Source organism: Neorhizobium sp. S3-V5DH (genome assembly GCF_004343065.1).
GTDB lineage: Bacteria > Pseudomonadota > Alphaproteobacteria > Rhizobiales > Rhizobiaceae > Neorhizobium > Neorhizobium huautlense.
This window is the reverse complement of record NZ_SMCL01000028.1, coordinates 1-19,383: the sequence shown is the minus strand read 5'-3', so window position 1 is coordinate 19,383 and position 19,383 is coordinate 1. Positions and strand designations below refer to the sequence as shown.

Sequence of the window (19,383 nt, the reverse complement as noted above, 5' to 3'; positions counted from 1 at the left end):
TTTTTGGTACTCTCGGATCCGGGAGCTTCAGGCGGCGTCCTGATCGGGAGCTGACTCGATCATGCCCAGCGCCTGCAGGTAGGTATCGAGGATCATGTCCTCTTCCATGCGTTCCTGGTCGTCCTTCTTGCGCAGCGCAATGACCTTCTTCAGGATCTTGGTGTCGAAGCCCATGGACTTGGCTTCGCCATAGACGTCCTTGATATCGTCGGCGATCGTCTTCTTTTCTTCTTCCAGTCTTTCGATGCGCTCGACAAATGCGCGGAGTTGGTCGCGGGCGACGCCATGAGCATCAGACATCGGGATCTCCTGATGAAAATTTGAATGAGTGGTCGTCAACTGCCGAAAAGCTGCCGGAAGGTCAAGACAAATCGCCTGTCGATCAACCGTGCGCGGGCTTGTTCACTTCGAATGCGGCTTTTTGAGCGTCGCTCGCTTCGGCCTGGTGGAGATTTTTCCACTCCTCGTAAGGCATGCCGTAGACGATCTCGCGCGAGGCGTCCTTGGAAAGGTCGACGCCCGCTTCCGTTGCGGCGTCGCGGTACCAGTTGGACAGGCAGTTGCGGCAGAATCCGGCGAGATTCATCAGATCGATGTTCTGCACGTCGGTCCGTTCGCGCAGATGCTGCACCAGACGCCGGAAGGCCGCGGCCTCGAATTCGGTCTGCTGTTCCTTCGAAAGTTCGGTCATCGGAACATCTCCTGGTTCTCTTCAAGTCGGATAGGGACCCGTACGCGACGGGAAGATCCTGTATTCGTGCAATGTGGGGTCGGCATTCAGCGTCTTGAAGACCGGCGCCAATCTTTCGGCCCAGGCATCGACGCCACGCTCATCGCCAATCAGGTCCTGCCGCACCTCGAGGAGGGCATGCGGCGTGCCTGATATCATGCAGTGACGGTACATGGTGTCGCCCTTCAACGCACCGTCATAGGGTTCGTTGTCGCCGACGAGGATATCGCCCGGTTGCCGCAAAAGTTTAAGAAACGGAAGGACGGCGCGGTGATCGCTGTCCCAAAGTACTGCCGCGTGCCAGGGTCTCGGCACGCCCTTCCAAAAGGGCGTGAAGGAATGCAGCGACAGCACGAGCGGAGCCCGGCCGGATGCGCCCGCCTTGGCAATCGTCCGCTCGACCGCGCGGTGATAGGGGCGGTGATATGTATCGAGCCGGAGCGCCCATTCCTCTTCGGTGATCGGATGATTGCCGGGAATGATCGCACCGTCGGAAATCTTCATGACCAGGGTCGGATCGTCCTCGCCGCGGTTCGGGTCGATAAGCAGGCGGGAGAAGCAGCCGAGCACGGCCGGGACATCCAGCATGCCAGCGAGCCGGCGGGTCAGCATCTCGATGCCAATATCGAAAGCGATATGGCGCTCGAATGCGCTCGGCGGAAGTCCCAGGCTTCCGTATCGGGCCGGCAGCCGGTTCATGGCATGATCGGCAAGCAGCACCATGCCGGCGTCATAATCGCCTTCTATGATTTCGAACGGAATGAAGTCCTGCATGTGGCGCGGGGAGTAGCTGTCGTTTCGTCGATATCGGTGATGGCATGCGCAGCCGCCGGGCGCAAGCGGCGCTGGACCAGTTAAAAGGCACTGGTTGGTGGCGTGAAGGTTGGCTAATCGATTAGACTTTCGTTGACTTTCCGATTCCGGCGCGCGAAGAAAGTGCTTCACGAATAACCATGGAGTCCTGACGGAAACCGTGTCGAAAAAATCCCCGAAAACCTATCTCCGCTCCCTCTTTTCCGCCCCGGCACTGTTCGCCATGGCGGCGGCCGGAGCGCCGCTGCTTGCGGCGGGCGCTGCGCATGCAGATTTCCGCGTCTGCAACAGTACGCAGAACCTTGTCGGGGTGGCCATCGGCTACCGCGCGACGGAAGGCTGGACCACCGAAGGCTGGTGGCAGGTGCCCGCCTCCACCTGCGCGACGCTGATCGAGGGCGAGCTGCAGTCCCGCTATTATTATCTTTATGCGGAGGATGCGGCCCGCGGCGGCCGCTGGACCGGCAATGTCAACATGTGCGTCGCGGAAAACGAGTTCAAGATCGTCGGCGTCAACGATTGTTTCGCCCGTGGCTTTCAGCGCATGGGCTTCAAGGAATATGACACGGGCCGTCAGGGGAGCTGGATGGTCCAGCTTTCGGACACGCCTGGCACACAAGAAGGCCAGAATTGATGAGGCGCTACCGCAAAGTTAAGATCCTTGCCACGCTCGGACCGTCCTCCGCCGATGAGGAGATGATCCAGAAGCTGCACGAAGCGGGGGCCGATCTTTTCCGGATCAACATGAGCCATGCGAGCCACGACCTGATGCGGACGCTCATTCAGCGCATCCGGTCGGTCGAGGCGCGTTGCGGGCGACCGATCGGCATTCTCTGCGACCTGCAGGGCCCGAAGTTGCGGGTAGGCAAGTTCGCGGCCGGCAAGGTGACGCTCAAGGTGGGGCAGACCTTCACGCTCGACAATCGCGACGAGCCAGGCGACGAAAATCGCGTTTTCCTGCCGCATCCCGAAATTCTTGAAGCCGTGAAGCCGGGTCATCGCTTGCTGATCGATGATGGCAAGCTGGCTCTGAAGGCGGAGAAGGCCGATGGCAAGAGCATCGTCTGCACCGTGGTTGCCGGCACCAGCATTTCCGACAAGAAAGGCGTCAGCCTGCCCGATACGCTGCTCGGCGTCGGGGCACTGACCGACAAGGACCGCGTCGATCTCGATGCAGCGCTTGCAACCGGCGAGGTCGATTGGGTGGCGCTCTCGTTCGTGCAACGTCCCGACGACCTGGCCGAAGTACGCAAGATCGCCCGGGGCCGTGTTGGCGTGATGTCGAAGATTGAAAAGCCGCAGGCGATCGAACGCATCGACGAGATCATCGAGCTTTCCGATGCGCTGATGGTCGCCCGCGGCGACCTCGGCGTGGAAATGCCGATCGAAGCGGTGCCGGGCATCCAGAAGCAGTTGACCCGCGCCTGTCGCCGTGCGGGCAAGCCGGTCGTCGTCGCGACGCAGATGCTGGAATCGATGATCTCCTCGCCGGTGCCGACCCGCGCGGAAGTCTCGGACGTCTCGATCGCCGTGTTCGAAGGCGCCGATGCAGTCATGCTGTCGGCAGAATCGGCATCGGGCCAATATCCGGTGGAAGCCGTCTCGATGATGGCGTCGATCGCCACGACCGTCGAACAGGACCCGCTTTATCCGAGCATCATCTATTCGCAGCGCGCGACACCGGAGGCGACAGGCGCCGACGCCATTTCGCTTGCTGCCCGCCAGATCGCCGAGACATTGCGCCTTTCGGCGATCGTCACCTACACGTCATCGGGAACAACGGGCCTGCGCGCTTCGCGCGAACGGCCGCAGGTGCCGATCATCGCGCTGTCGCCGATCATCCAGACGGCACGCCGGCTTTCCATCTGCTGGGGCACCCATTGCGTCGTCACCCACGACGCGGAAGATCTCGACGACATGGTCAATCGCGCCTGCCGTATCGTGGTGTCGGAAGGTTTCGGCAAGCCGGGCGACCGGATCATCATTTCGGCCGGTGTTCCGCTCGGCACGCCTGGTGCCACCAACATGTTGCGGATTGCCTATATCGGCTCAGACGGCCAGACGGGTATCTGAGGTTTTCGCCAGCAACCAAAAACGGCCGGAGCGATCCGGCGGTTTTTTGCTGAGCAGTTTCCCTCGGCGGATGGAGCGCTAAATCGTGATGCTGACCGTTGGCAAAGCGGAGACCGTGCTGGTCAGGGCGTTGACGGAGGCGTCGAGGTTCTGGGCACCGGACAAGGCGGCGGTGCCGTTCTGCTCGCGCAGCTTCCGGGCGGCCTCTTCCAGCAATGCCTTGATCTGGCGTGCGACGGAGCTGAATTCCATTGCCGTCTTGATGTCGTCCGGGGAGAGCCGGGGCGTATTTCGCGGTGTTTCGCCCATCTCCTCGAGATAGGCCCGCTCTGCGTGGGAGACGGGTCTCGTGTCCTCAACTGACCTGTCGCCTGACGCAGCCTGCTTGCTCTGATCCAAAACCGGATCGGCTGTATCTCCTGTGGACGGAGTATCGGCAGGCGCGGATGACGTGAGCCCGCCGGCTCCGGGCAAAGCCTCGGCAAATTCGCGGGCAGCACCCGCAACGATCACGCTGAGCTGGGCCGCCTGCTTGGCGATCACGTCCGGGTCGAAACCCCAGCGGCGCATGAATGCGAGCTGCTGCTTGGCGTCCTCGAGCTTTCGCTTGGCGCGCGCCTTTATCTGTTCCTCCGCTTCCTCCGTCGCCTTGGTCAGCGATGTCAGGCTATGAACCAGGGGATTGTATAGCTCTTCTTTTCGACCGGATGAACCGGACGATGCCTCTGTGGCGGCGTCTGTCCGGGGGGATGCCTCACCCGGCTTCGCGGACCGTGCCGGGTAGTCCCTGCCAATGCTGCCGATTTCCATCACGTGTCTCCGATTCCGTTTGGTCGGAGGTTGGGATGGGCACCTTGCTTCGGGCTGGCGTAATTCTACTGGGTGTCAGGTCTTCTCGATCGACAGGTCCATTTCAACCGGTGCTTCCTGGACCCGAGGCGCGATGCGTGCTTCCGCCAGGTGGGCGGCTGCCTGCAGGTCGCGAGGCAATCCCGCAAGCTTCTCGATCGCCGCCACCACGACGTCCGTCACGACGTAATCCGGTTTGTGGCCGAGATGACGGATCCAGACGAGTTCCGACCCCTTGATGTCGCGCGCCAAACCACGCGAATGGATTTCCTCCGCAACGATCGCGTCCGTGTCGCCGGTGATGATCACCGTCGGCGCGACAATCTCGCGGTAACGCTGCGAGATGCGTGTCACATACGCATTCAGATTGGCGACATCGATCGCGTTGTGGCGAAAGTTTCGCGGACGCAGGACAAGAGCCGGCGCCCCGTCATTGAGGTAGGTCTCGGGCCGGGGATTGGGATGAAACACCGATCGGGTTGCGGTTTCCATCAACGCCAATCCCGCGGGGAGGGCCAGGAGATGGCTGAACAATCGCCCGAGAATGGGTCTCGCAGTGAGATTGTAATACCAGTCGATGCTGCCCGGCCAGGGATGAGTGGCCGGCGCCAGCAACAGCAGGCCGGTCGTCTTCTCAGGGTGGAACAGCGCAAAGCTTGCGGCGATCGCTCCGCCGAACGAATGGCCGGCGATGATCGCGCTCTGGATGCCGCGCTTTTCCATCAATCGGGCGATCGCGGCGGCCTGACCATCGGGAAAGTCGTTTTCCGGGCCGCCGCGTTCGGAATAACCATGTCCGGGCCGGTCGATGAACAGCATCTCCGCGCGGCCTTCCAGCGCTTTTCGGAAGGCGATCTCCTGATCGCGCAGATTGCCGCTGGCGCCGTGGATGAAGACGATGGCCGGCAGATCGGCGCCGGATGGTCCGGGTATATGCAGCGAATTCATACGGAAGCCGCCGACGTCGATCAGTTCGCCGGCATTCGGGAATTGGGCCTCGATCACCTTCGCTTTCCAGGCGGTGAAACCGAAAGCGGAAGCGACGATGCCGATGAGAGCGAGGAGCGGGATCAGCATGGGAGGAGGGAGGTCAGGTCCGGTTTCCGGCGATCTTTTCTGAAAGCTTCGTCACTGCTTCCTGCGCCTCTCGATCTGCCGGATAGATGGCGAGATAATCTTCCCATGCCTTGAGCGCCAGTTCGTCCTTGTCGGCTTCCATGAGAATGCCGGCCATTCCGGCGAGCGCCCCGAAATGACGGGGCTCGCGCTTCAGGACTTCGGCAATGTCGGCCATCGCCTTGCGGGCATTGCCCATGGTGTAGTGCAAGGTGGCCCGCCGGTTCCAGCCCTCGGGATAGGCTGGGTCAAGCAGCGTTACCCGGTCGAGGAAATCGAGGGCCGCGGCGTTGCGCTTCTCCTTGATCGCGTCTGCCGACCACTGCATCAGCAGGTTGACCGTGGCGCTGCCCGAATCGCTCATGTCCGAGGCGATCTGGCTAGCGATCCCGCGCGCCTTATCCGGGTCGCGTTCGCGCCTCAGCGCATCAAAGAGAGGATCGAGGGAATTGGCCGGTCTTGCCGCCGAAGCAGGCATAGTCGACGGCGCGGTTGGCGCGGGCGTCTGCGCAATCGCAGGCGAGGCGATGAGGGCCGAGGCCAGAATCAGGGAGTTCAAACGAAAATAGCGCATGCGGATAAGGTAATCCGCATGCGCCGAAGGTCAAACCCGATTTGCCGGTCTGTCGACAATTTGATCGGCCGGCAGATGCCGAAGCCGAAAAAATCGTATCAGCCCTGACGAGCCTTGAAGCGCGGGTTCTGCTTGTTGATGATGTAAATGCGGCCCTTGCGGCGAACCAGACGGTTATCGCGGTGACGAGCCTTCAGCGCCTTGAGCGAGTTCTTGATCTTCATTGTACTGATCCAGCAGTCTGTGGGCCGTTAAGCCGCTTGTCCTTATCAATCAAAAGCGCGCCGCCTTTTTCTTGGAGGGGCGCGCTCTCAAGTTGGCCGTGCAGATAACCCGAGCTATTGCCTATGTCAACCTTGTGACGACGTTTTAAGCTCCGTTACATGGCCCATTTTCCTGCCTGGCCGGGATTCCGTCTTGCCGTAGAGGTGGACGAACACGTCCTTTTTCTTCAGCCAGCCGGGAAGGTCGAGAATATCGTCGCCGATCAGATTGGTCATAACGCAGTCCGAATGGCGGTGCGGATTGCCGAGCGGCAGACCTGCAACGGCGCGGATGTGCTGCTCGAACTGCGAGACGATGCAGGCCGCTTCCGTCCAGTGGCCGGAATTGTGGACGCGGGGCGCGATTTCGTTGGCGATCAGCACACCATCGGCGAGAACGAAGAATTCCATGCCGATGACGCCGACGTAATCAAGCGCGGCGAGCAGCTTTTCTGCAGATTCCCGGGCGACGCTTGCCGTTTCACCGGAAATGCGGGCGGGTAGGGTAGAGGTGTGAAGAATGCCATTGCGGTGGACGTTCTCAGCCGGATCGTAGCATGAGACCGTGCCGTCGCCGGAGCGTGCGGCGATGATCGATATCTCACGATCGAAGGGCACGAAGCTTTCGAGAATCAGCGGTACGCTACCCAGCGCCTCGAAGGCGCCGGCCGGGTCGTCTTCAGGCGAACGGAAGACGCGCTGGCCCTTGCCGTCATAACCGAGCCTGCGGGTTTTCAGGACGCCCTTTCCGCCAAAATCCGCAAGGGCCGCTTCGAGATCCTCCTGGCTGTCGACGGCATGGAAACGGGCGGTTTCGATGCCGCAGCCATTGAGGAAGCGTTTCTCGGTGAGGCGGTCCTGGGCGACTTCGAGCGCCTTTGCCGGCGGATGGACGGGCACGGAACGCTGCAGCGCTTCGGCGGCCGAAACGGGCACGTTTTCGAACTCGTAGGTGACGACGTCGCAGCGAGCGGCGAGCTCGGCCAGGGCAGCAGGATCGTCGTAGGCCGCTGTGATCTGCGTGTTCGCGACCTGGGCGGCGGGACAGTCTTCCTGCGGCTCCAGGATGATGGTGCGGAAGTTCAGCCGGGCTGCGGCCATGGCAAGCATGCGGCCAAGCTGTCCGCCGCCGATGATGCCGATCGTGCGGACGGTCATGGAGCCTCGTCTATCGGGTAGTCAGCGACTGCGGTGGACTGGCGGGCGCGCCATTCGTCCAGCCGGTCGGCAATATCGGCGTCGTTGAGGGCAAGCACGGCGGCAGCCAGCAGCGCGGCATTGATGGCGCCGGCCCTGCCGATCGCAAGCGTTCCGACTGGGATGCCGGCCGGCATCTGGACGATCGAGAGCAGGCTGTCCTGGCCGGAAAGCGCCTTCGACTGCACGGGCACGCCGAAAACCGGCAGCGGCGTCATGGCGGCGGTCATGCCGGGAAGATGTGCGGCGCCGCCGGCGCCGGCAATGATGACCTGAAAACCTTCGGCGCGGGCGCCCTTGGCAAATGCCATCATTCGCTCCGGCGTGCGGTGTGCGGAAATGATGCGGGCCTCGTAGCCGATATCCAGCGCGTCCAGCGTGTCGGCGGCATTTTTCATGGTTTCCCAGTCGGACTGGCTACCCATGATTATGGCGACGGCAGGTCTTTCAGCCATGTCGGAAGCCCCTCAAGCGATGATGTCGGGAATGATCTGATCTTCGAGCTGGCTCATCTTGTCCTTCAATGCCAGCTTCTTCTTCTTCATGCGCTGGATCCTCAGGGCATCGCAGCCGACCTCGATCATGGCGTTGATGGCGGCGTCATAATCCTCGTGCTCCTGACGGAGTTTCGCGAGCGCCAGCCGGATATCCGCCTGTTCCTGATCAGCCATATTACGGTCCCCATTCTCCATGCCCGGCTATTCTTGAGCGGTTGCCGGCAATGTCCGCAAGCCTCTACCATCAAACCACGTTAACTGGAAGTTAGCCGATGCCACGAATTTGCCCACGAGAAACCACGATTTCTCCTTCGACAAACCAGACCGATCGTGTCACACTTCTGTCGCAAACCTGAAGCCTCGGCAGAAGGGAATGTCGGGGCAGGTTGACCAAGGAAGGAACATGCCACATGACCGTCCAGGCTCATATCGCATCGCTTGAAAGGAAGCACGGTGATCTGGAAGAGGAGCTCCAGTCCATTCTGGCGTCGCCCTCTGCAGACGACCGGGAAATTGCCGAGCTCAAGCGCCGCAAGCTGCGTCTCAAAGACGAAATGCAGCGCCTTAAGGCCTCTACGCGTCACTAGTTCTCTAAAGGAGAAGAACGCCGCGCGCCTCAGGTTCATCATCAGTACGAGGCAACATTAAAAGCGGCACCAAAACCCAATCCAGAAATATGAAAATGCAGTTCTGGTCGTGGTAGGAGATCACGACCAGAACTGATCGAGCCAAAGATTGAGCCTGTCGAAGCCCTTGCTGTTGACGGCATAGATGCGCCGCGTGCCTTCTGCGGTGACCGTCACCAAATTACTTTCAAGCAAAGCTTTCAGATGCTGGGAGACCGCCGGCCGACTTATCGGCAGGCCTTGGGCGAGTTCGTTGACGGTTCTCGGCGAACGCCGCAGTTCCTCCAGCAGATAACGCCGGTTGGGATCAGCTATGGCTGCGAAGGGATCAACTGTCGTCATGGCGCAAACTTACGGTAATCCGGCCGTAACGGCAAGATTTATTGTGCGTTGCAGCAAGGTCGAGAAATTTATTCCCTTGTCCGAAACCACGCTTCAGATGGGCAATCCATCCCAGAGCAGCTTCAGCCCAGCTAGAAAGGCGAGGCCGTAGGTCATGGGATAGAAGAACTCTGCCTTCAGATGCTTGACGATCGTCGCACCCAATATCGTCGCTATCAGCGCCACCGGCAGCAGCGTCGCCGAGATTGTCAGGTTCTCCCGGTCAAGGGCGCCGAGGAAGAAATAGGGGATCACCTTCACGGCATTGACGATCGCGAAAAACCGGATGCTGGCGCCGGTGTAGGATCGCGGGTTGAGCCGCATCGGCAGGACATAGATCTGGAATGGCGGGCCGCCCGCATGGGCGACAAAGCTCGCATAACCTGAAAGCGCGCCCCAGAACGTCGCGGCGACCGGGCGGTGCGGCAGAGGATCTGCGGGCCTGCTGGAGTGCGGCCCATAGACCTGCCAGAAGTAACGGACGGTAAAAAGAATGGTGGCTATGGCGATCACCAGGCGCAGCGCATCGTCCGAGACATAGGCCGATGTCGCCCAGCCGAGCGCGATGCCGATGATGCCGCCCGGGAGGATCATCAAAAGCGTCGTCGGGTCGTTATACTTCCGCCACGACCACAGCGCGACGATATCCATGAGAATCAGGATCGGCAGGAAGATCGCCGCCGCCTTGACCGGATCCACGGCCATGGACATGAGAGGCACGCCCATCAGGCCGATCGCGCCTCCGATTCCCCCTTTCGAAAGGCCGACAAGCAAAACGGCAGGCACCGCAAAGGTAAAAAAGGTCAGGCTGAGGGTGTCGGGCATGAAGCTTTCGGAGGGGAGAGGCGGTTGATCCTTCAATCGGTCCGGTCTATCGAATTTGCAGACAGAAAACGAGTGCGGATTTCACTGAGCCGAATCCGCGAACAGGATTTGAGATGACCCAACCGGAAGACCGCTGCCGCCTCGTGCTGATCTTGCCGGAGAGCGATGATACCGCCGGACAGGCGCGACAGCTCGAAGACGCGCTTGCAGGGGGGGATGTCGCATCGGTGATCATACCCCAATACGGTCTCGACGATCAGGCCTTTCAGAAGCGCGCCGAGCTTATGGTGCCGATCGTTCAGGGGGCAGGCGCGGCGGCGCTGATTGCCGGCGACAGCCGCGTGGCGGGCCGGGTCAAGGCGGACGGATTGCATATGAACGGCACATTGACGGAGCTTGACGAAGCGATCGAGAAGTTCGTGCCCAAGATGATCGTCGGCACGGGCGGGGCTGCCGACCGGCACCAGGCGCTCGAAATCGGCGAACGCCGCCCGGACTACATCTTTTTCGGCAAGCTCGACGGCGACATCAAACCGGAGGCGCATCCGAAGAACCTCGCGCTTGGCGAATGGTGGGCCTCCATGGTGGAAATTCCCTGCATCGTCATGGGCGGCAGCGATCCCTCATCTGTGCTTGCTGTTGCCGAGACAGGCGCGGAATTCGTCGCCCTGCATAAGGCGGTGTTTTCTTCCGAAAAAGCAGCAAAAGCTGTCGTCGCCGAGGTCAACGCAATCCTGGACGAAAAAGCGCCACGGTTTGAGGCTTGATGCTCCGCCATGGCATCGAACCGATTTTTCCGCGTGATTCTGAACGGGCTGCTTGCGAGCGTCTTCGCATCGGCGACGATGACCGAGTTGGCCATGGCACAGGATATGAGGCCGGTAACCCGGCCAGTCGATCCCGGCACGCAGCCGATGAAGAAAGATCGGGTGGAGACACAGCCGGTACCCGATGCATCGAGAGATACGGCCGAACCGGAGGGGCAGGCGGTTGGCATCGTTCCCTCCGGCGGCGTCGCACTCTACCAACGCATGGGCGCGGCTCTGCCACCCGCCCCACCTGAAAGACCCTATGCAGGTGCCATCGACGAGGCTTACGGCGCTTATCAGCGCGGTCTTTATGCCACCGCGCTCGACCGGGCGCTGACGCGGGCGGGAGCCGGCGATGCAGCGGCGCAGACGCTTGTCGCCGAAATGATGACCAAGGGCCTGGGCCTTAAACGGGACGCCAAGACGGCGGCATTCTGGTACAAAAAGGCGGCAGAAGGCGGCGATCCGGCTGCCATGTTCCAATATGCGCTGCTCCTGATGAGCGGACGCGACGTCCCGCGCGACAAGAAACAGGCCGACGATTTCATGCGCAAGGCCGCAGAGGCTGGAAATTCCTCGGCGCAGTTCAACTGGGGGCAGATCCTCGTCTCCGACAATCCCGGCGAAAAAGGCCTGCACCTGGCACTGCCCTTTTACGAAAAGGCCGCAGCGCAGGGGGTGGCGGACGCTCAATATGCCGTCGCGCAACTTTATGTGGCGCTCAGGGACGTACCGGAGAAGAAGAAGGCCAAGGCCCGAGAATGGATGGAGCGTGCCGCCAAGGCAGGTTTCGACACAGCACAGCTCGATATGGGAATCTGGCTGGTGAACGGCGTTGGCGGCGAACGCGACTACGAGAAGGGTTTCGAATGGATGCGGATTGCCGCCCATCGCGGCAACGTCGCGGCGCAGAACAAGCTGGCGCATCTCTATATCAATGCGCTGGGCACACGGCCCAATCCCATCGAGGCGGCAAAGTGGTATGTTCTCTCGCGCCGCGCAGGAATGAAGGATCCGGAACTCGAAGATTTCTACCTCGGAATCAATGAGGAAACACAGAAACAGGCGATCGAGGCGGCAAACAGGTTCCGTCGAGGGTAAGGGGCGGTCCGGCGAACGGAAAATCGATCGAGGGATCGCTTTCGGCGTCGAACGCCTCTAAGCGTGAACGGAAGGCCGGGAGCACTCTTCGGAGTGCGTGCAGGGGGCAGATTTGGACCATGTCGAGCTTTTCCAGCGGGTCGGTCTGGCGATCGCGATCGGCGCCGCGGTCGGGGTCGAGCGACACTGGCGCGAGCGCGACGAGCCGGCGGGCAGCCGTACGGCGGGCATCCGCACCTTTATCATGGTGGGCATGGTCGGCGGCATCGCGGGCCTGATCGAGCGCAGCCTCAACCCCGGCTCCGGCTATGCGGGTATCGTGACTGTCGGCTTTCTGATTGCTGTCGCTGCCGTCATGGCCGTGTTCGAATTGCGCGAGGCAATTGCAGAAGAATCTTTCAGCGCCACTTCCGTCATCGTTGCGATCCTTACCTTCGGTCTCGGCGTACTTGCCGTCATCGGCGATATGGTGCTGGTCTCCGCGGCGGGAGCGGCGCTAGTGACGATTCTGGCCAGCCGCAATTTCCTGCACGCGTCGATCCGCCGTCTGAAATGGATCGAACTCCGTTCGGCGGTGATCCTGATTGCGATGACCTTCATGCTCCTGCCGATCATACCCGCCGAGCCGGTGGGGCCGTTCGGAGGCATTTCACCGCGAAATCTCATCATACTTGTCATAACGCTCGCATCGATCTCCTTCGCGGCCTATCTGGCGGTGCGGATGCTTGGGGCGTCGCGTGGTGACCTTTTGGCGGGAGCGATCGGAGGCCTTATTTCCTCGACCGGGACCACCGTCGCATTTGCGCGGCGAAGCCTGGTCGCGGCCGGCACCGGTTCACTCGCTGCGGGCGCAATTGCCGCCGGTGCGGTGTCGCTGCTGCGGACTGCCGCCCTGGTTGTCATGCTGGCGCCGAGCCTGGCTGCGGACCTGATTTTACCTCTGGGCGTCGGGGCCGTTGTCATGCTTGGTCATGCGGCATTTCTCTCCTTCGGGCGGCAGGAGCCCGCTGCGGACAATCTTCCCGGCAATCCGTTCGAACTGCCTGCAGTAGCGAAGATGGCGGCGCTCCTTGCGGGCGTGGCATTTCTGGCCCGCGCGGCGACCCAGTATTTCGGCAGCGAGGGCCTGATCGTTGCATCGGCACTTTCCGCCCTTGCGGATGTGGACGCTGTAACGGTGACGGTTGCAGGTATGCTGCCGACGCTCGAACCGAAGCTGGCAGCCCAGGCGATCGGCATTGGCGTGATCGTGAATATGGCAGCGAAGGCCGCCTACGCGGCGGTTTTCGGCAGCCGCGGCTTTGCCGTCCATCTGGTCGTTGCCTCCCTGTTGTCTATTGCGGCGGGGATGGCTGCCGTTTGGGCGCGAGCTGTAGTCTGAGAGGGCGGCAAGTTGTTCAACGCGTTCGTTTCCGGCGGACGACTTGAATTTCCCGCTGTTTTGTGGTCTTGAAGCCGCCCATCAAGAAAAACTGAAAATATCGTCCCGTCAGATGCAATCCGGGACTGCGTCCAAGGATTTCCCGCATGGCCCGCTCCGCCCTTCTCAACGTCATGGTTCAGGCTGCCCTCAAGGCAGGCAAATCGCTCTCCAGGGATTTCGGCGAAGTGCAGAACCTGCAGGTTTCCGTAAAGGGGCCGAGCGACTTCGTCTCCCAGGCCGACCTCAAGGCGGAAAAGATCGTCCGCGACGAGCTGATGAAGGCGCGCCCGACCTACGGCTTCCTCGGCGAGGAAAGCGAAGAGCTGAAGGGCACGGACGGCGCCCATCGCTGGATCGTCGATCCGCTCGACGGCACCACAAACTTCCTGCACGGCATTCCGCAGTTCGCCGTCTCGATCGCTCTCGAGCGCAACGGCGAAATCGTCGCCGGCGTCGTCTTCAATCCGGCGACCGACGAATTGTTCACCGCCGAAAAGGGTGGCGGCGCGTTCATGAACGATCGTCGCATCCGGGTCGCTGCCCGCCGCGTGCTGTCCGACTGCGTGATCGGTTGCGGCGTGCCGCATCTTGGCCGCGGCAACCACGGAAAGTTCCTCATCGAACTCCGCCACGTCATGGGGGAAGTGGCAGGCGTCCGCCGTATGGGTGCTGCCGCGCTCGACCTTGCCTATGTGGCAGCCGGCCGTCTCGACGGTTTCTGGGAAACCGACCTTTCTGCCTGGGATATGGCTGCCGGCATCGTGCTGATCCGCGAGGCAGGCGGTTTCGCCAGCGACATGAAGGGCACCACGGATATCTTCGGCAGCGGCAACATCGTCGCGGGCAACGAGCTCATCCAGAAGGCACTGCTCGAGGTTGCCAACCGGCCCGTGCCGACTCGCTGAGCGGAACTCAAAGCCGATAGGCCGGCGCTGCGGACGGTTGATAGCCGACTGTTTTCCGTAGCGTCCGCACTTCAATTCGTCGCAATTTTAAACTACAGCATATCGCGTGAAAGAGGGATTCACGCGATATGCCGTAGACTCTTGTTTTACGCATGTCCTTGTCCCGAAACCGCTTTGCACTTCCGGAGGACATGCCGTAGCCTCCGACGTGCAAGAGTATCGGAGGCTGAAGGCGTATCATGGCGAATGCGAGAGTGGACGATCTGGACGAGTCTGAAGCGCGCAGCGGCTATACCTACAAACTTTCCAATCCGGCGTCATTCCTGTGGACGATGCTGATCTTCCTGATCATCGTCGGGTTCGTCGCCTCCATTCTCTATCGCCAGGCCGCGCATGCCTTTCAGACCAATCCGGGTCTCAACGGGTTGATTCTCGGCGTCCTGCTGATCGGCATCATTCTCGTCTTCAACCAGGTGATCGGACTCATCCCGGAAGTACGCTGGTTCAACTCCTTCCGCGCCGCCGGCAGCGCCGACAAGGTCGGCCGCGAACCGAAGCTGCTCGCGCCGATGCGAACGCTGATCGGCGGGCGCCGCAAGATGGCGCTGTCGACCAACGCCTTCCGCTCGATCCTCGATTCGATCGCCACCCGCCTCGACGAATCACGCGACATTTCCCGCTACCTCATCGGCCTGCTGGTTTTCCTCGGTCTACTCGGCACCTTCTGGGGCCTGATCCAGACGATCGGCTCGATCAGCAATGTCATCGGCGCGCTCGACCCGAATTCAGGCGATTCGAACGACGTTCTTGCAGCGATCAAGAGCGGTCTCGCTCAGCCGCTCGCCGGCATGGGCACGGCATTCTCCTCGTCGCTGCTCGGTCTCTCCGGTTCGCTGATCCTCGGCTTCCTCGACCTGCAGGCGGGCCGGGCCCAGAACCGTTTTTACACCGAGCTCGAAAACTGGCTTTCGTCGGTGACGGACCTCGGGTCGGACATGCCTGCCGTGGCGGAGACGATCGCGCATGGCTCCTCGGAAGATATCCGCGCGCTTACCGAACAACTAAAAGCCCTTGCCGCCGCCCAGTCCAAGGCGCCCGACGGCCACCATTCCGATCGTTCGCTCTCGGCGATGGCCAATCTTGCCGAAGGCATCCAGGGGCTTGTGAAGAACATGCGCAATGAGCAGCAGATGCTGCGCGACTGGATCGAAGCGCAGCAGGAAGAGGCCAAGGCGCTACGCCGCACCCTCGACCGACTTTCCGACAAGGTCGGGGGGAAATAACCGATGGCCCTCGCCAAGAACCGCCGCCGGGATCGGTCCGTCGACTTCTGGCCGGGTTTCGTGGATGCGCTCTCCACGCTGCTCCTCGCCATCATGTTCCTGCTGACCGTCTTCGTGCTGGCGCAGTTCCTTTTAAGCCGGGAAATCACCGGCCGCGACGAGGTGCTGAACCGGCTGAACAGCCAGATCGCCGAGCTGACCGAGCTCCTGGCGCTCGAAAAGAGCAACAGCCAGGATTTCGAGGACCAGCTCGCCAGCCTGCAGTCCTCCCTTTCGGCTTCGGAAAGCGAACGGTCGCGGCTGCAGCAATTGCTGAGCGAGGGTGCCGGCAGCAGTGCCGCGGCCAATGCGCGCGTCGGCGAATTGACCAGCCAGCTCAACCAGGAACAGCAGCTGAGCGCCCGCGCGGCAAGCCAGGTCGAGCTGCTGAACCAGCAGATTGCCGCCCTCCGCGCGCAGATCGCCGCCATCGAGCAGGCGCTGCAGGCTTCGGAAGCGAAGGATTCGTCATCGCAGGCACAGATTGCCGATCTCGGCCGGCGCCTGAACGTGGCGCTGGCGCAGCGCGTGCAAGAACTCAACCGCTACCGCTCCGACTTTTTCGGACGGCTTCGCGAAATCCTTTCCGATCGCGAGAACATCCGCATCGTCGGCGACCGTTTCGTTTTCCAGTCGGAAGTTCTCTTTCCCGTGGGTGGCAGCGAACTCGATGATGCCGGTCGCGCCGAGATGGACAAACTGGCCGCGGCGCTTCTCGATCTGGCGAAGGAAATTCCTGCCGAGATCAATTGGGTACTGCGTGTGGATGGCCATACCGACAATTCGCCGCTTTCCGGCATCGGCCGTTATCGCGACAACTGGGAGCTCTCTTCCGCCCGCGCCACCTCGGTGGTGAAATATCTCATTTCCAAAGGCGTGCCGGCGAACCGTCTGGTGGCGGCCGGCTTCGGCGAGTTCCAGCCGATCGCGCAGGGAGACACCCCAGACGTCAAATCGCAGAACCGCCGCATCGAGCTGAAGCTCACCGAGCGATAACGATGGCCGGGGACAAGGATATGACCGCCCTCGTAAAGGCGGTCGCCGACAGCCCGAGGCGAGACAACAGCGTCTATCACAAGGCAATGGCGGAAGCCCGTGAAGCTTTCGCCAAGGCGGAAATCGAATTGGGCGGTCCTGTCGAGGTACGCACGAAGGGCAAGTTGAAGCGCAACGGCGACTATGTCGTGAAATGGACTTTCAGACGCGTGACGTGACGGGTGGGGCGTTGTCGGGCACCCAATTCAGCCTCGGATGAAGATACCCGCTTCCTTGGCCGCTTCGACAAAGGCATGCCTTGCCTCTTCCGGTTTGCGCTTTCCGGCATCGACCGCGGCGCAGAGGGCAAGAGCTCGATCGAGCGCCGTGCCATCTTCCATGGGCCAGTCTTCGATCATCGCCCAGGCCGCGGCTTGCGTGGTGTCGATCACGGTTTCGACGGGCGGCTCTCCGATCGACACGACGACCGGATTCTTCCAGAGAGAGTCCATGGCTATCACCATTATCCTTTGACCACGGGTCAGAGCGCCGTCGCGCTCTGCCTTTCGATGTCGTGAAACTGCAGGCGGGCGAGCTTGGCGTAGAGCCCGCCCTGCGCCACCAGGCTCTGGTGCGTGCCTTCCTCGACGACCCGACCATTTTCCATGACAAGGATGCGGTCGGCTTTTAGCACGGTCGCCAGCCGATGGGCGATGACGAGTGTCGTGCGGTTCTGCATCAGTCCGTCGAGGGCTTTCTGCACCAAGGTCTCGCTTTCCGCATCCAGCGCCGAGGTCGCTTCGTCGAGCAGCAGGACCGGTGCGTCCTTCAAAATAGCGCGGGCGATTGCGATACGCTGGCGCTGGCCGCCGGACAACGTGATGCCGCGCTCGCCGGCAAGCGTATCATAGCCCTGATCGAGCCGCGAGATAAACTCGTCCGCCTGCGCAGCGATGGCCGCGGCGCGGACAGCCTCCCGGCTGGCATCCGGCACGCCAAAGGCGATGTTGTCGTGGATCGACGCGGCGAAGATCGTCACGTCCTGCGGTACGATCGCCAGACGGGACCTCAGATCCGCAAGCCTCGCCTGCCTCAGATCGACGCCGTCGAGCTTCACGGTTCCGCTGGATGGATCATAGAACCGCATCAGCAGAGAGAAGATCGTGCTCTTGCCGGCGCCCGATGGGCCGACGATCGCAACCGTTTCGCCGGGCCTGACGTGGAACGATAGGGAATTGAGCGTGATGGCGCTGACGCGGGCGGGATAGGCGAAGGATACCGCGTCAAATTCCACTTCGCCATGCGGCGGAGAGGGGAGCGCGACAGGGCGGTCCGGGTCGCGGATCGCCGGGACTTCGTGCAGCAATTCGGTCAGCCGTTCGGCAGCTCCGCCGGCGGCAGAAAGCTCGCCCCAGACTTCGGAAAGCTGCCCGAGGGAGCTTGCCGCGATGACCGAATAGAGCACGAACTGGCCGAGCGTTCCAGCAGTCATCGTGCCCGCCAGAACACTCTGGGCGCCGTACCACAGGACGCCGACGACGCTGCCGAAGACAAGCAGGATGCCGAAACCGGTCAGCAGCGCACGCGCCTTGATGGCCGTTCGGGCCGCGTGATAGGCGCTTTCGACGGTTTTGCCGTAGCGGTTTGCGGCCGTCGTTTCGCTCCCGAATGCCTGTACCGTCCGCGTTGCGCCGATCGTTTCGGCCGCAAAGGCGGAGGTTTCGGCAAGCGTATCCTGGGCGGCGCGCGAGCGGCGCCTGACCGAGCGGCCGAAGCCGACCAGCGGGAAGACGATGAGGGGGATCGCCCCGAGCACCAGGGCGGAAAGCCTGGGGCTCGTATAGATCATCATCCCCATTGCGCCGAGACAGAGAATGGTGTTGCGCAGCGCCTGCGAGGCGGCCGAACCGAAGGCGGACTTGATTTGGGTCGTATCGGCCGTCAGGCGCGAGACGATCTCGCCCGACTGGTTGACGTCGTAGAAGGCGGGCGACAGGCGGGTGATGTGCGAGAAGACCTCGCGGCGCAGGTCTGCGACCACCCGTTCGCCAATGGTGATGACGTAATAGTAGCGCATGGCGCTCGCGACCGCGAGAAGGGCGGCCAGCGCCATCAGCATGCCGAAGTAGTTGTTGATGAAGCTGCCATCCGAAAAGGCAAAGCCATGATCGACCATGCGTCGTACGGCGAGCGGCAGCGCCAGCGTCGTGGCAGCGGCCAGGACGAGGAAGAATGTTGCCGCCGCAACCATCGGCCGGTAACGTGAAAGGTAGGGGACAAGCCTTGCAAGCGGCCTGAGTGCCTTGCCTCTCCGGGGGCTTTCGCTGGGCTGGTTTTCGCGGGCTTCGGCCAATTTTTCCCTCTGGTGTCGGGGCGCTTTTCGAAAGGCGCGGGTACTTGTGCTTCGGGCGACCTTCCTGTATAGGCTCCGCATCGAATTGGGAAGCCGTGACCGGACCGGTCTGCGGCTTCATTTATTAAAGAGGGTTCTCGCTCGCAATTGCGACATATGGACCTCGCAGAGCAGGATTATCGACATGAAGGCTGACATTCATCCCGCATACCACATGATCAAGGTCGTCATGACCGATGGCACCGAGTACGAAACCCGCTCGACCTGGGGTTCTGAAGGCGCAACCATGAACCTGGAAATCGACCCGAAGTCGCATCCGGCCTGGACGGGCGGCAACCAGCAGCTCATGGACCGCGGCGGCCGCGTCTCCAAGTTCAACAAGCGCTTCGGCGGCCTCGGCCTCTAAGCTGCTTTTCGAACGATCCGATAAAAGCCTGGCGAAAGCCGGGCTTTTTTTGTTGTGCGCCCAGCATGGGCGCATTCTTGTGGGTGGAAGTCCCACCGTAAGCTGGTCATGGCGAGCGAAGTGAAGCGCAACTGCGGAAGGGCGA

At 61.7% G+C, this 19,383-nt stretch carries 25 protein-coding genes; 11 read left to right on the top strand and 14 right to left on the bottom strand.

The window, feature by feature from the left end:
• Positions 1 to 27 precede the first annotated feature (27 nt).
• The 3 genes from EDE09_RS25330 to EDE09_RS25320 form a co-directional block, all read right to left on the bottom strand.
• Positions 28 to 300: a DUF2312 domain-containing protein gene (locus tag EDE09_RS25330; RefSeq protein WP_105374520.1), complete on the bottom strand. Its 273-nt coding sequence runs from the start codon at positions 298 to 300 to the stop codon at positions 28 to 30.
• 82 nt (positions 301 to 382) lie between these two features.
• Complete coding sequence (locus tag EDE09_RS25325; protein ID WP_105374519.1) at positions 383 to 691, bottom strand: DUF1244 domain-containing protein; 309 nt, start codon at positions 689 to 691, stop codon at positions 383 to 385.
• 21 nt (positions 692 to 712) lie between these two features.
• Positions 713 to 1,504 carry an N-formylglutamate amidohydrolase gene (locus EDE09_RS25320; RefSeq protein WP_105374518.1) on the bottom strand — a complete coding sequence of 264 codons (792 nt, stop codon included), beginning with the start codon at positions 1,502 to 1,504 and terminating at the stop codon, positions 713 to 715.
• A 262-nt stretch (positions 1,505 to 1,766) separates the two neighbouring features.
• On the opposite strand from EDE09_RS25320, the gene EDE09_RS25315 reads away from it, so the two are divergent.
• Complete coding sequence (locus EDE09_RS25315; protein WP_105374547.1) at positions 1,767 to 2,177, top strand: DUF1036 domain-containing protein; 411 nt, start codon at positions 1,767 to 1,769, stop codon at positions 2,175 to 2,177.
• The gene (pyk, locus tag EDE09_RS25310; protein ID WP_105374517.1) at positions 2,177 to 3,616 is read left to right on the top strand and encodes a pyruvate kinase; all 1,440 of its coding nucleotides are present in this window, start codon (positions 2,177 to 2,179) and stop codon (positions 3,614 to 3,616) included. The genes EDE09_RS25315 and pyk overlap by 1 nt, the downstream gene beginning before the upstream one ends.
• A 78-nt stretch (positions 3,617 to 3,694) precedes the next feature.
• Here pyk and EDE09_RS25305 read toward each other — a convergent pair whose 3' ends face one another.
• The 7 genes from EDE09_RS25305 to EDE09_RS25275 form a co-directional block, all read right to left on the bottom strand.
• Positions 3,695 to 4,426: a hypothetical protein gene (locus tag EDE09_RS25305; RefSeq protein ID WP_132413205.1), complete on the bottom strand. Its 732-nt coding sequence runs from the start codon at positions 4,424 to 4,426 to the stop codon at positions 3,695 to 3,697.
• A gap of 75 nt (positions 4,427 to 4,501) precedes the next feature.
• Positions 4,502 to 5,542: an alpha/beta hydrolase gene (locus tag EDE09_RS25300; RefSeq protein WP_105374515.1), complete on the bottom strand. Its 1,041-nt coding sequence runs from the start codon at positions 5,540 to 5,542 to the stop codon at positions 4,502 to 4,504.
• Positions 5,543 to 5,555: 13 nt separating this feature from the next.
• Positions 5,556 to 6,155, bottom strand: a complete 600-nt coding sequence (locus EDE09_RS25295; RefSeq protein ID WP_105374514.1) for a hypothetical protein — start codon at positions 6,153 to 6,155, stop codon at positions 5,556 to 5,558.
• A 98-nt stretch (positions 6,156 to 6,253) separates the two neighbouring features.
• Positions 6,254 to 6,379 (bottom strand): type B 50S ribosomal protein L36, encoded by a 126-nt coding sequence (ykgO, locus tag EDE09_RS25290; protein ID WP_006726873.1) that lies wholly within the window; start codon positions 6,377 to 6,379, stop codon positions 6,254 to 6,256.
• 126 nt (positions 6,380 to 6,505) lie between these two features.
• Complete coding sequence (locus tag EDE09_RS25285) at positions 6,506 to 7,576, bottom strand: 5-(carboxyamino)imidazole ribonucleotide synthase (RefSeq protein WP_105374513.1); 1,071 nt, start codon at positions 7,574 to 7,576, stop codon at positions 6,506 to 6,508.
• On the bottom strand, positions 7,573 to 8,070 hold the full coding sequence (gene purE / locus EDE09_RS25280; RefSeq protein ID WP_105374512.1) for a 5-(carboxyamino)imidazole ribonucleotide mutase: 498 nt from the start codon (positions 8,068 to 8,070) through the stop codon (positions 7,573 to 7,575). The genes EDE09_RS25285 and purE overlap by 4 nt, the downstream gene beginning before the upstream one ends.
• A gap of 12 nt (positions 8,071 to 8,082) precedes the next feature.
• Positions 8,083 to 8,286, bottom strand: a complete 204-nt coding sequence (locus EDE09_RS25275) for a DUF465 domain-containing protein (protein WP_105374511.1) — start codon at positions 8,284 to 8,286, stop codon at positions 8,083 to 8,085.
• 236 nt (positions 8,287 to 8,522) lie between these two features.
• Here EDE09_RS25275 and EDE09_RS25270 point away from each other — a divergent pair, with 236 nt between their 5' ends.
• Positions 8,523 to 8,699 (top strand): DUF465 domain-containing protein, encoded by a 177-nt coding sequence (locus EDE09_RS25270; RefSeq protein WP_105374510.1) that lies wholly within the window; start codon positions 8,523 to 8,525, stop codon positions 8,697 to 8,699.
• Positions 8,700 to 8,819: 120 nt separating this feature from the next.
• Here EDE09_RS25270 and EDE09_RS25265 read toward each other — a convergent pair whose 3' ends face one another.
• Entirely contained in the window at positions 8,820 to 9,080 is a 261-nt protein-coding gene (locus EDE09_RS25265; protein ID WP_105374509.1) for a metalloregulator ArsR/SmtB family transcription factor, read from the bottom strand.
• Positions 9,081 to 9,173: 93 nt separating this feature from the next.
• Positions 9,174 to 9,944, bottom strand: a complete 771-nt coding sequence (locus EDE09_RS25260) for a sulfite exporter TauE/SafE family protein (protein ID WP_105374508.1) — start codon at positions 9,942 to 9,944, stop codon at positions 9,174 to 9,176.
• A gap of 113 nt (positions 9,945 to 10,057) precedes the next feature.
• Here EDE09_RS25260 and EDE09_RS25255 point away from each other — a divergent pair, with 113 nt between their 5' ends.
• From EDE09_RS25255 to EDE09_RS25225, 7 genes are all read left to right on the top strand, one after another.
• Positions 10,058 to 10,711: a thiamine phosphate synthase gene (locus tag EDE09_RS25255; protein ID WP_105374507.1), complete on the top strand. Its 654-nt coding sequence runs from the start codon at positions 10,058 to 10,060 to the stop codon at positions 10,709 to 10,711.
• A 9-nt stretch (positions 10,712 to 10,720) separates the two neighbouring features.
• Complete coding sequence (locus tag EDE09_RS25250) at positions 10,721 to 11,854, top strand: tetratricopeptide repeat protein (protein ID WP_245423006.1); 1,134 nt, start codon at positions 10,721 to 10,723, stop codon at positions 11,852 to 11,854.
• A gap of 112 nt (positions 11,855 to 11,966) precedes the next feature.
• Positions 11,967 to 13,235: a DUF4010 domain-containing protein gene (locus EDE09_RS25245; RefSeq protein ID WP_105374506.1), complete on the top strand. Its 1,269-nt coding sequence runs from the start codon at positions 11,967 to 11,969 to the stop codon at positions 13,233 to 13,235.
• Between the two features lie 146 nt (positions 13,236 to 13,381).
• Positions 13,382 to 14,182, top strand: a complete 801-nt coding sequence (locus tag EDE09_RS25240; RefSeq protein WP_105374505.1) for an inositol monophosphatase family protein — start codon at positions 13,382 to 13,384, stop codon at positions 14,180 to 14,182.
• A gap of 239 nt (positions 14,183 to 14,421) precedes the next feature.
• On the top strand, positions 14,422 to 15,465 hold the full coding sequence (locus EDE09_RS25235; RefSeq protein WP_105374504.1) for a MotA/TolQ/ExbB proton channel family protein: 1,044 nt from the start codon (positions 14,422 to 14,424) through the stop codon (positions 15,463 to 15,465).
• A gap of 3 nt (positions 15,466 to 15,468) precedes the next feature.
• On the top strand, positions 15,469 to 16,500 hold the full coding sequence (locus EDE09_RS25230) for a peptidoglycan -binding protein (RefSeq protein ID WP_105374503.1): 1,032 nt from the start codon (positions 15,469 to 15,471) through the stop codon (positions 16,498 to 16,500).
• Positions 16,501 to 16,520: 20 nt separating this feature from the next.
• Complete coding sequence (locus EDE09_RS25225; RefSeq protein WP_245423005.1) at positions 16,521 to 16,718, top strand: hypothetical protein; 198 nt, start codon at positions 16,521 to 16,523, stop codon at positions 16,716 to 16,718.
• Positions 16,719 to 16,745: 27 nt separating this feature from the next.
• Here EDE09_RS25225 and EDE09_RS25220 read toward each other — a convergent pair whose 3' ends face one another.
• Both EDE09_RS25220 and EDE09_RS25215 read right to left on the bottom strand, forming a co-directional pair.
• Positions 16,746 to 16,991, bottom strand: a complete 246-nt coding sequence (locus tag EDE09_RS25220) for a DUF982 domain-containing protein (protein WP_105374501.1) — start codon at positions 16,989 to 16,991, stop codon at positions 16,746 to 16,748.
• Between the two features lie 29 nt (positions 16,992 to 17,020).
• Positions 17,021 to 18,913 (bottom strand): ABC transporter transmembrane domain-containing protein, encoded by a 1,893-nt coding sequence (locus EDE09_RS25215; RefSeq protein ID WP_342588639.1) that lies wholly within the window; start codon positions 18,911 to 18,913, stop codon positions 17,021 to 17,023.
• Positions 18,914 to 19,016: 103 nt separating this feature from the next.
• On the opposite strand from EDE09_RS25215, the gene rpmE reads away from it, so the two are divergent.
• Entirely contained in the window at positions 19,017 to 19,238 is a 222-nt protein-coding gene (gene rpmE, locus EDE09_RS25210; RefSeq protein WP_105374499.1) for a 50S ribosomal protein L31, read from the top strand.
• The last annotated feature ends 145 nt before the right edge of the window (positions 19,239 to 19,383 follow it).

Excerpts from the sequence above, each read along its gene's own strand:
- EDE09_RS25260 (WP_105374508.1), bottom strand. The coding sequence starts at position 9,944 with ATGCCCGACACCCTCAGCCTGACCTTTTTTACCTTTGCGGTGCCTGCC.
- EDE09_RS25270 (WP_105374510.1), top strand. The coding sequence starts at position 8,523 with ATGACCGTCCAGGCTCATATCGCATCGCTTGAAAGGAAGCACGGTGAT.
- EDE09_RS25230 (WP_105374503.1), top strand. The coding sequence starts at position 15,469 with ATGGCCCTCGCCAAGAACCGCCGCCGGGATCGGTCCGTCGACTTCTGG.
- EDE09_RS25235 (WP_105374504.1), top strand. The coding sequence starts at position 14,422 with ATGGCGAATGCGAGAGTGGACGATCTGGACGAGTCTGAAGCGCGCAGC.
- EDE09_RS25275 (WP_105374511.1), bottom strand. The coding sequence starts at position 8,286 with ATGGCTGATCAGGAACAGGCGGATATCCGGCTGGCGCTCGCGAAACTC.
- EDE09_RS25265 (WP_105374509.1), bottom strand. The coding sequence starts at position 9,080 with ATGACGACAGTTGATCCCTTCGCAGCCATAGCTGATCCCAACCGGCGT.
- EDE09_RS25320 (WP_105374518.1), bottom strand. The coding sequence starts at position 1,504 with ATGCAGGACTTCATTCCGTTCGAAATCATAGAAGGCGATTATGACGCC.
- EDE09_RS25295 (WP_105374514.1), bottom strand. The coding sequence starts at position 6,155 with ATGCGCTATTTTCGTTTGAACTCCCTGATTCTGGCCTCGGCCCTCATC.
- EDE09_RS25225 (WP_245423005.1), top strand. The coding sequence starts at position 16,521 with ATGACCGCCCTCGTAAAGGCGGTCGCCGACAGCCCGAGGCGAGACAAC.
- rpmE (WP_105374499.1), top strand. The coding sequence starts at position 19,017 with ATGAAGGCTGACATTCATCCCGCATACCACATGATCAAGGTCGTCATG.
- EDE09_RS25300 (WP_105374515.1), bottom strand. The coding sequence starts at position 5,542 with ATGCTGATCCCGCTCCTCGCTCTCATCGGCATCGTCGCTTCCGCTTTC.
- EDE09_RS25315 (WP_105374547.1), top strand. The coding sequence starts at position 1,767 with ATGGCGGCGGCCGGAGCGCCGCTGCTTGCGGCGGGCGCTGCGCATGCA.
- EDE09_RS25255 (WP_105374507.1), top strand. The coding sequence starts at position 10,058 with ATGACCCAACCGGAAGACCGCTGCCGCCTCGTGCTGATCTTGCCGGAG.
- EDE09_RS25220 (WP_105374501.1), bottom strand. The coding sequence starts at position 16,991 with ATGGACTCTCTCTGGAAGAATCCGGTCGTCGTGTCGATCGGAGAGCCG.
- ykgO (WP_006726873.1), bottom strand. The coding sequence starts at position 6,379 with ATGAAGATCAAGAACTCGCTCAAGGCGCTGAAGGCTCGTCACCGCGAT.
- EDE09_RS25330 (WP_105374520.1), bottom strand. The coding sequence starts at position 300 with ATGTCTGATGCTCATGGCGTCGCCCGCGACCAACTCCGCGCATTTGTC.
- purE (WP_105374512.1), bottom strand. The coding sequence starts at position 8,070 with ATGGCTGAAAGACCTGCCGTCGCCATAATCATGGGTAGCCAGTCCGAC.
- EDE09_RS25250 (WP_245423006.1), top strand. The coding sequence starts at position 10,721 with ATGGCATCGAACCGATTTTTCCGCGTGATTCTGAACGGGCTGCTTGCG.
- EDE09_RS25325 (WP_105374519.1), bottom strand. The coding sequence starts at position 691 with ATGACCGAACTTTCGAAGGAACAGCAGACCGAATTCGAGGCCGCGGCC.
- EDE09_RS25305 (WP_132413205.1), bottom strand. The coding sequence starts at position 4,426 with ATGGAAATCGGCAGCATTGGCAGGGACTACCCGGCACGGTCCGCGAAG.
- EDE09_RS25285 (WP_105374513.1), bottom strand. The coding sequence starts at position 7,576 with ATGACCGTCCGCACGATCGGCATCATCGGCGGCGGACAGCTTGGCCGC.
- EDE09_RS25215 (WP_342588639.1), bottom strand. The coding sequence starts at position 18,913 with ATGCGGAGCCTATACAGGAAGGTCGCCCGAAGCACAAGTACCCGCGCC.
- EDE09_RS25240 (WP_105374505.1), top strand. The coding sequence starts at position 13,382 with ATGGCCCGCTCCGCCCTTCTCAACGTCATGGTTCAGGCTGCCCTCAAG.
- pyk (WP_105374517.1), top strand. The coding sequence starts at position 2,177 with ATGAGGCGCTACCGCAAAGTTAAGATCCTTGCCACGCTCGGACCGTCC.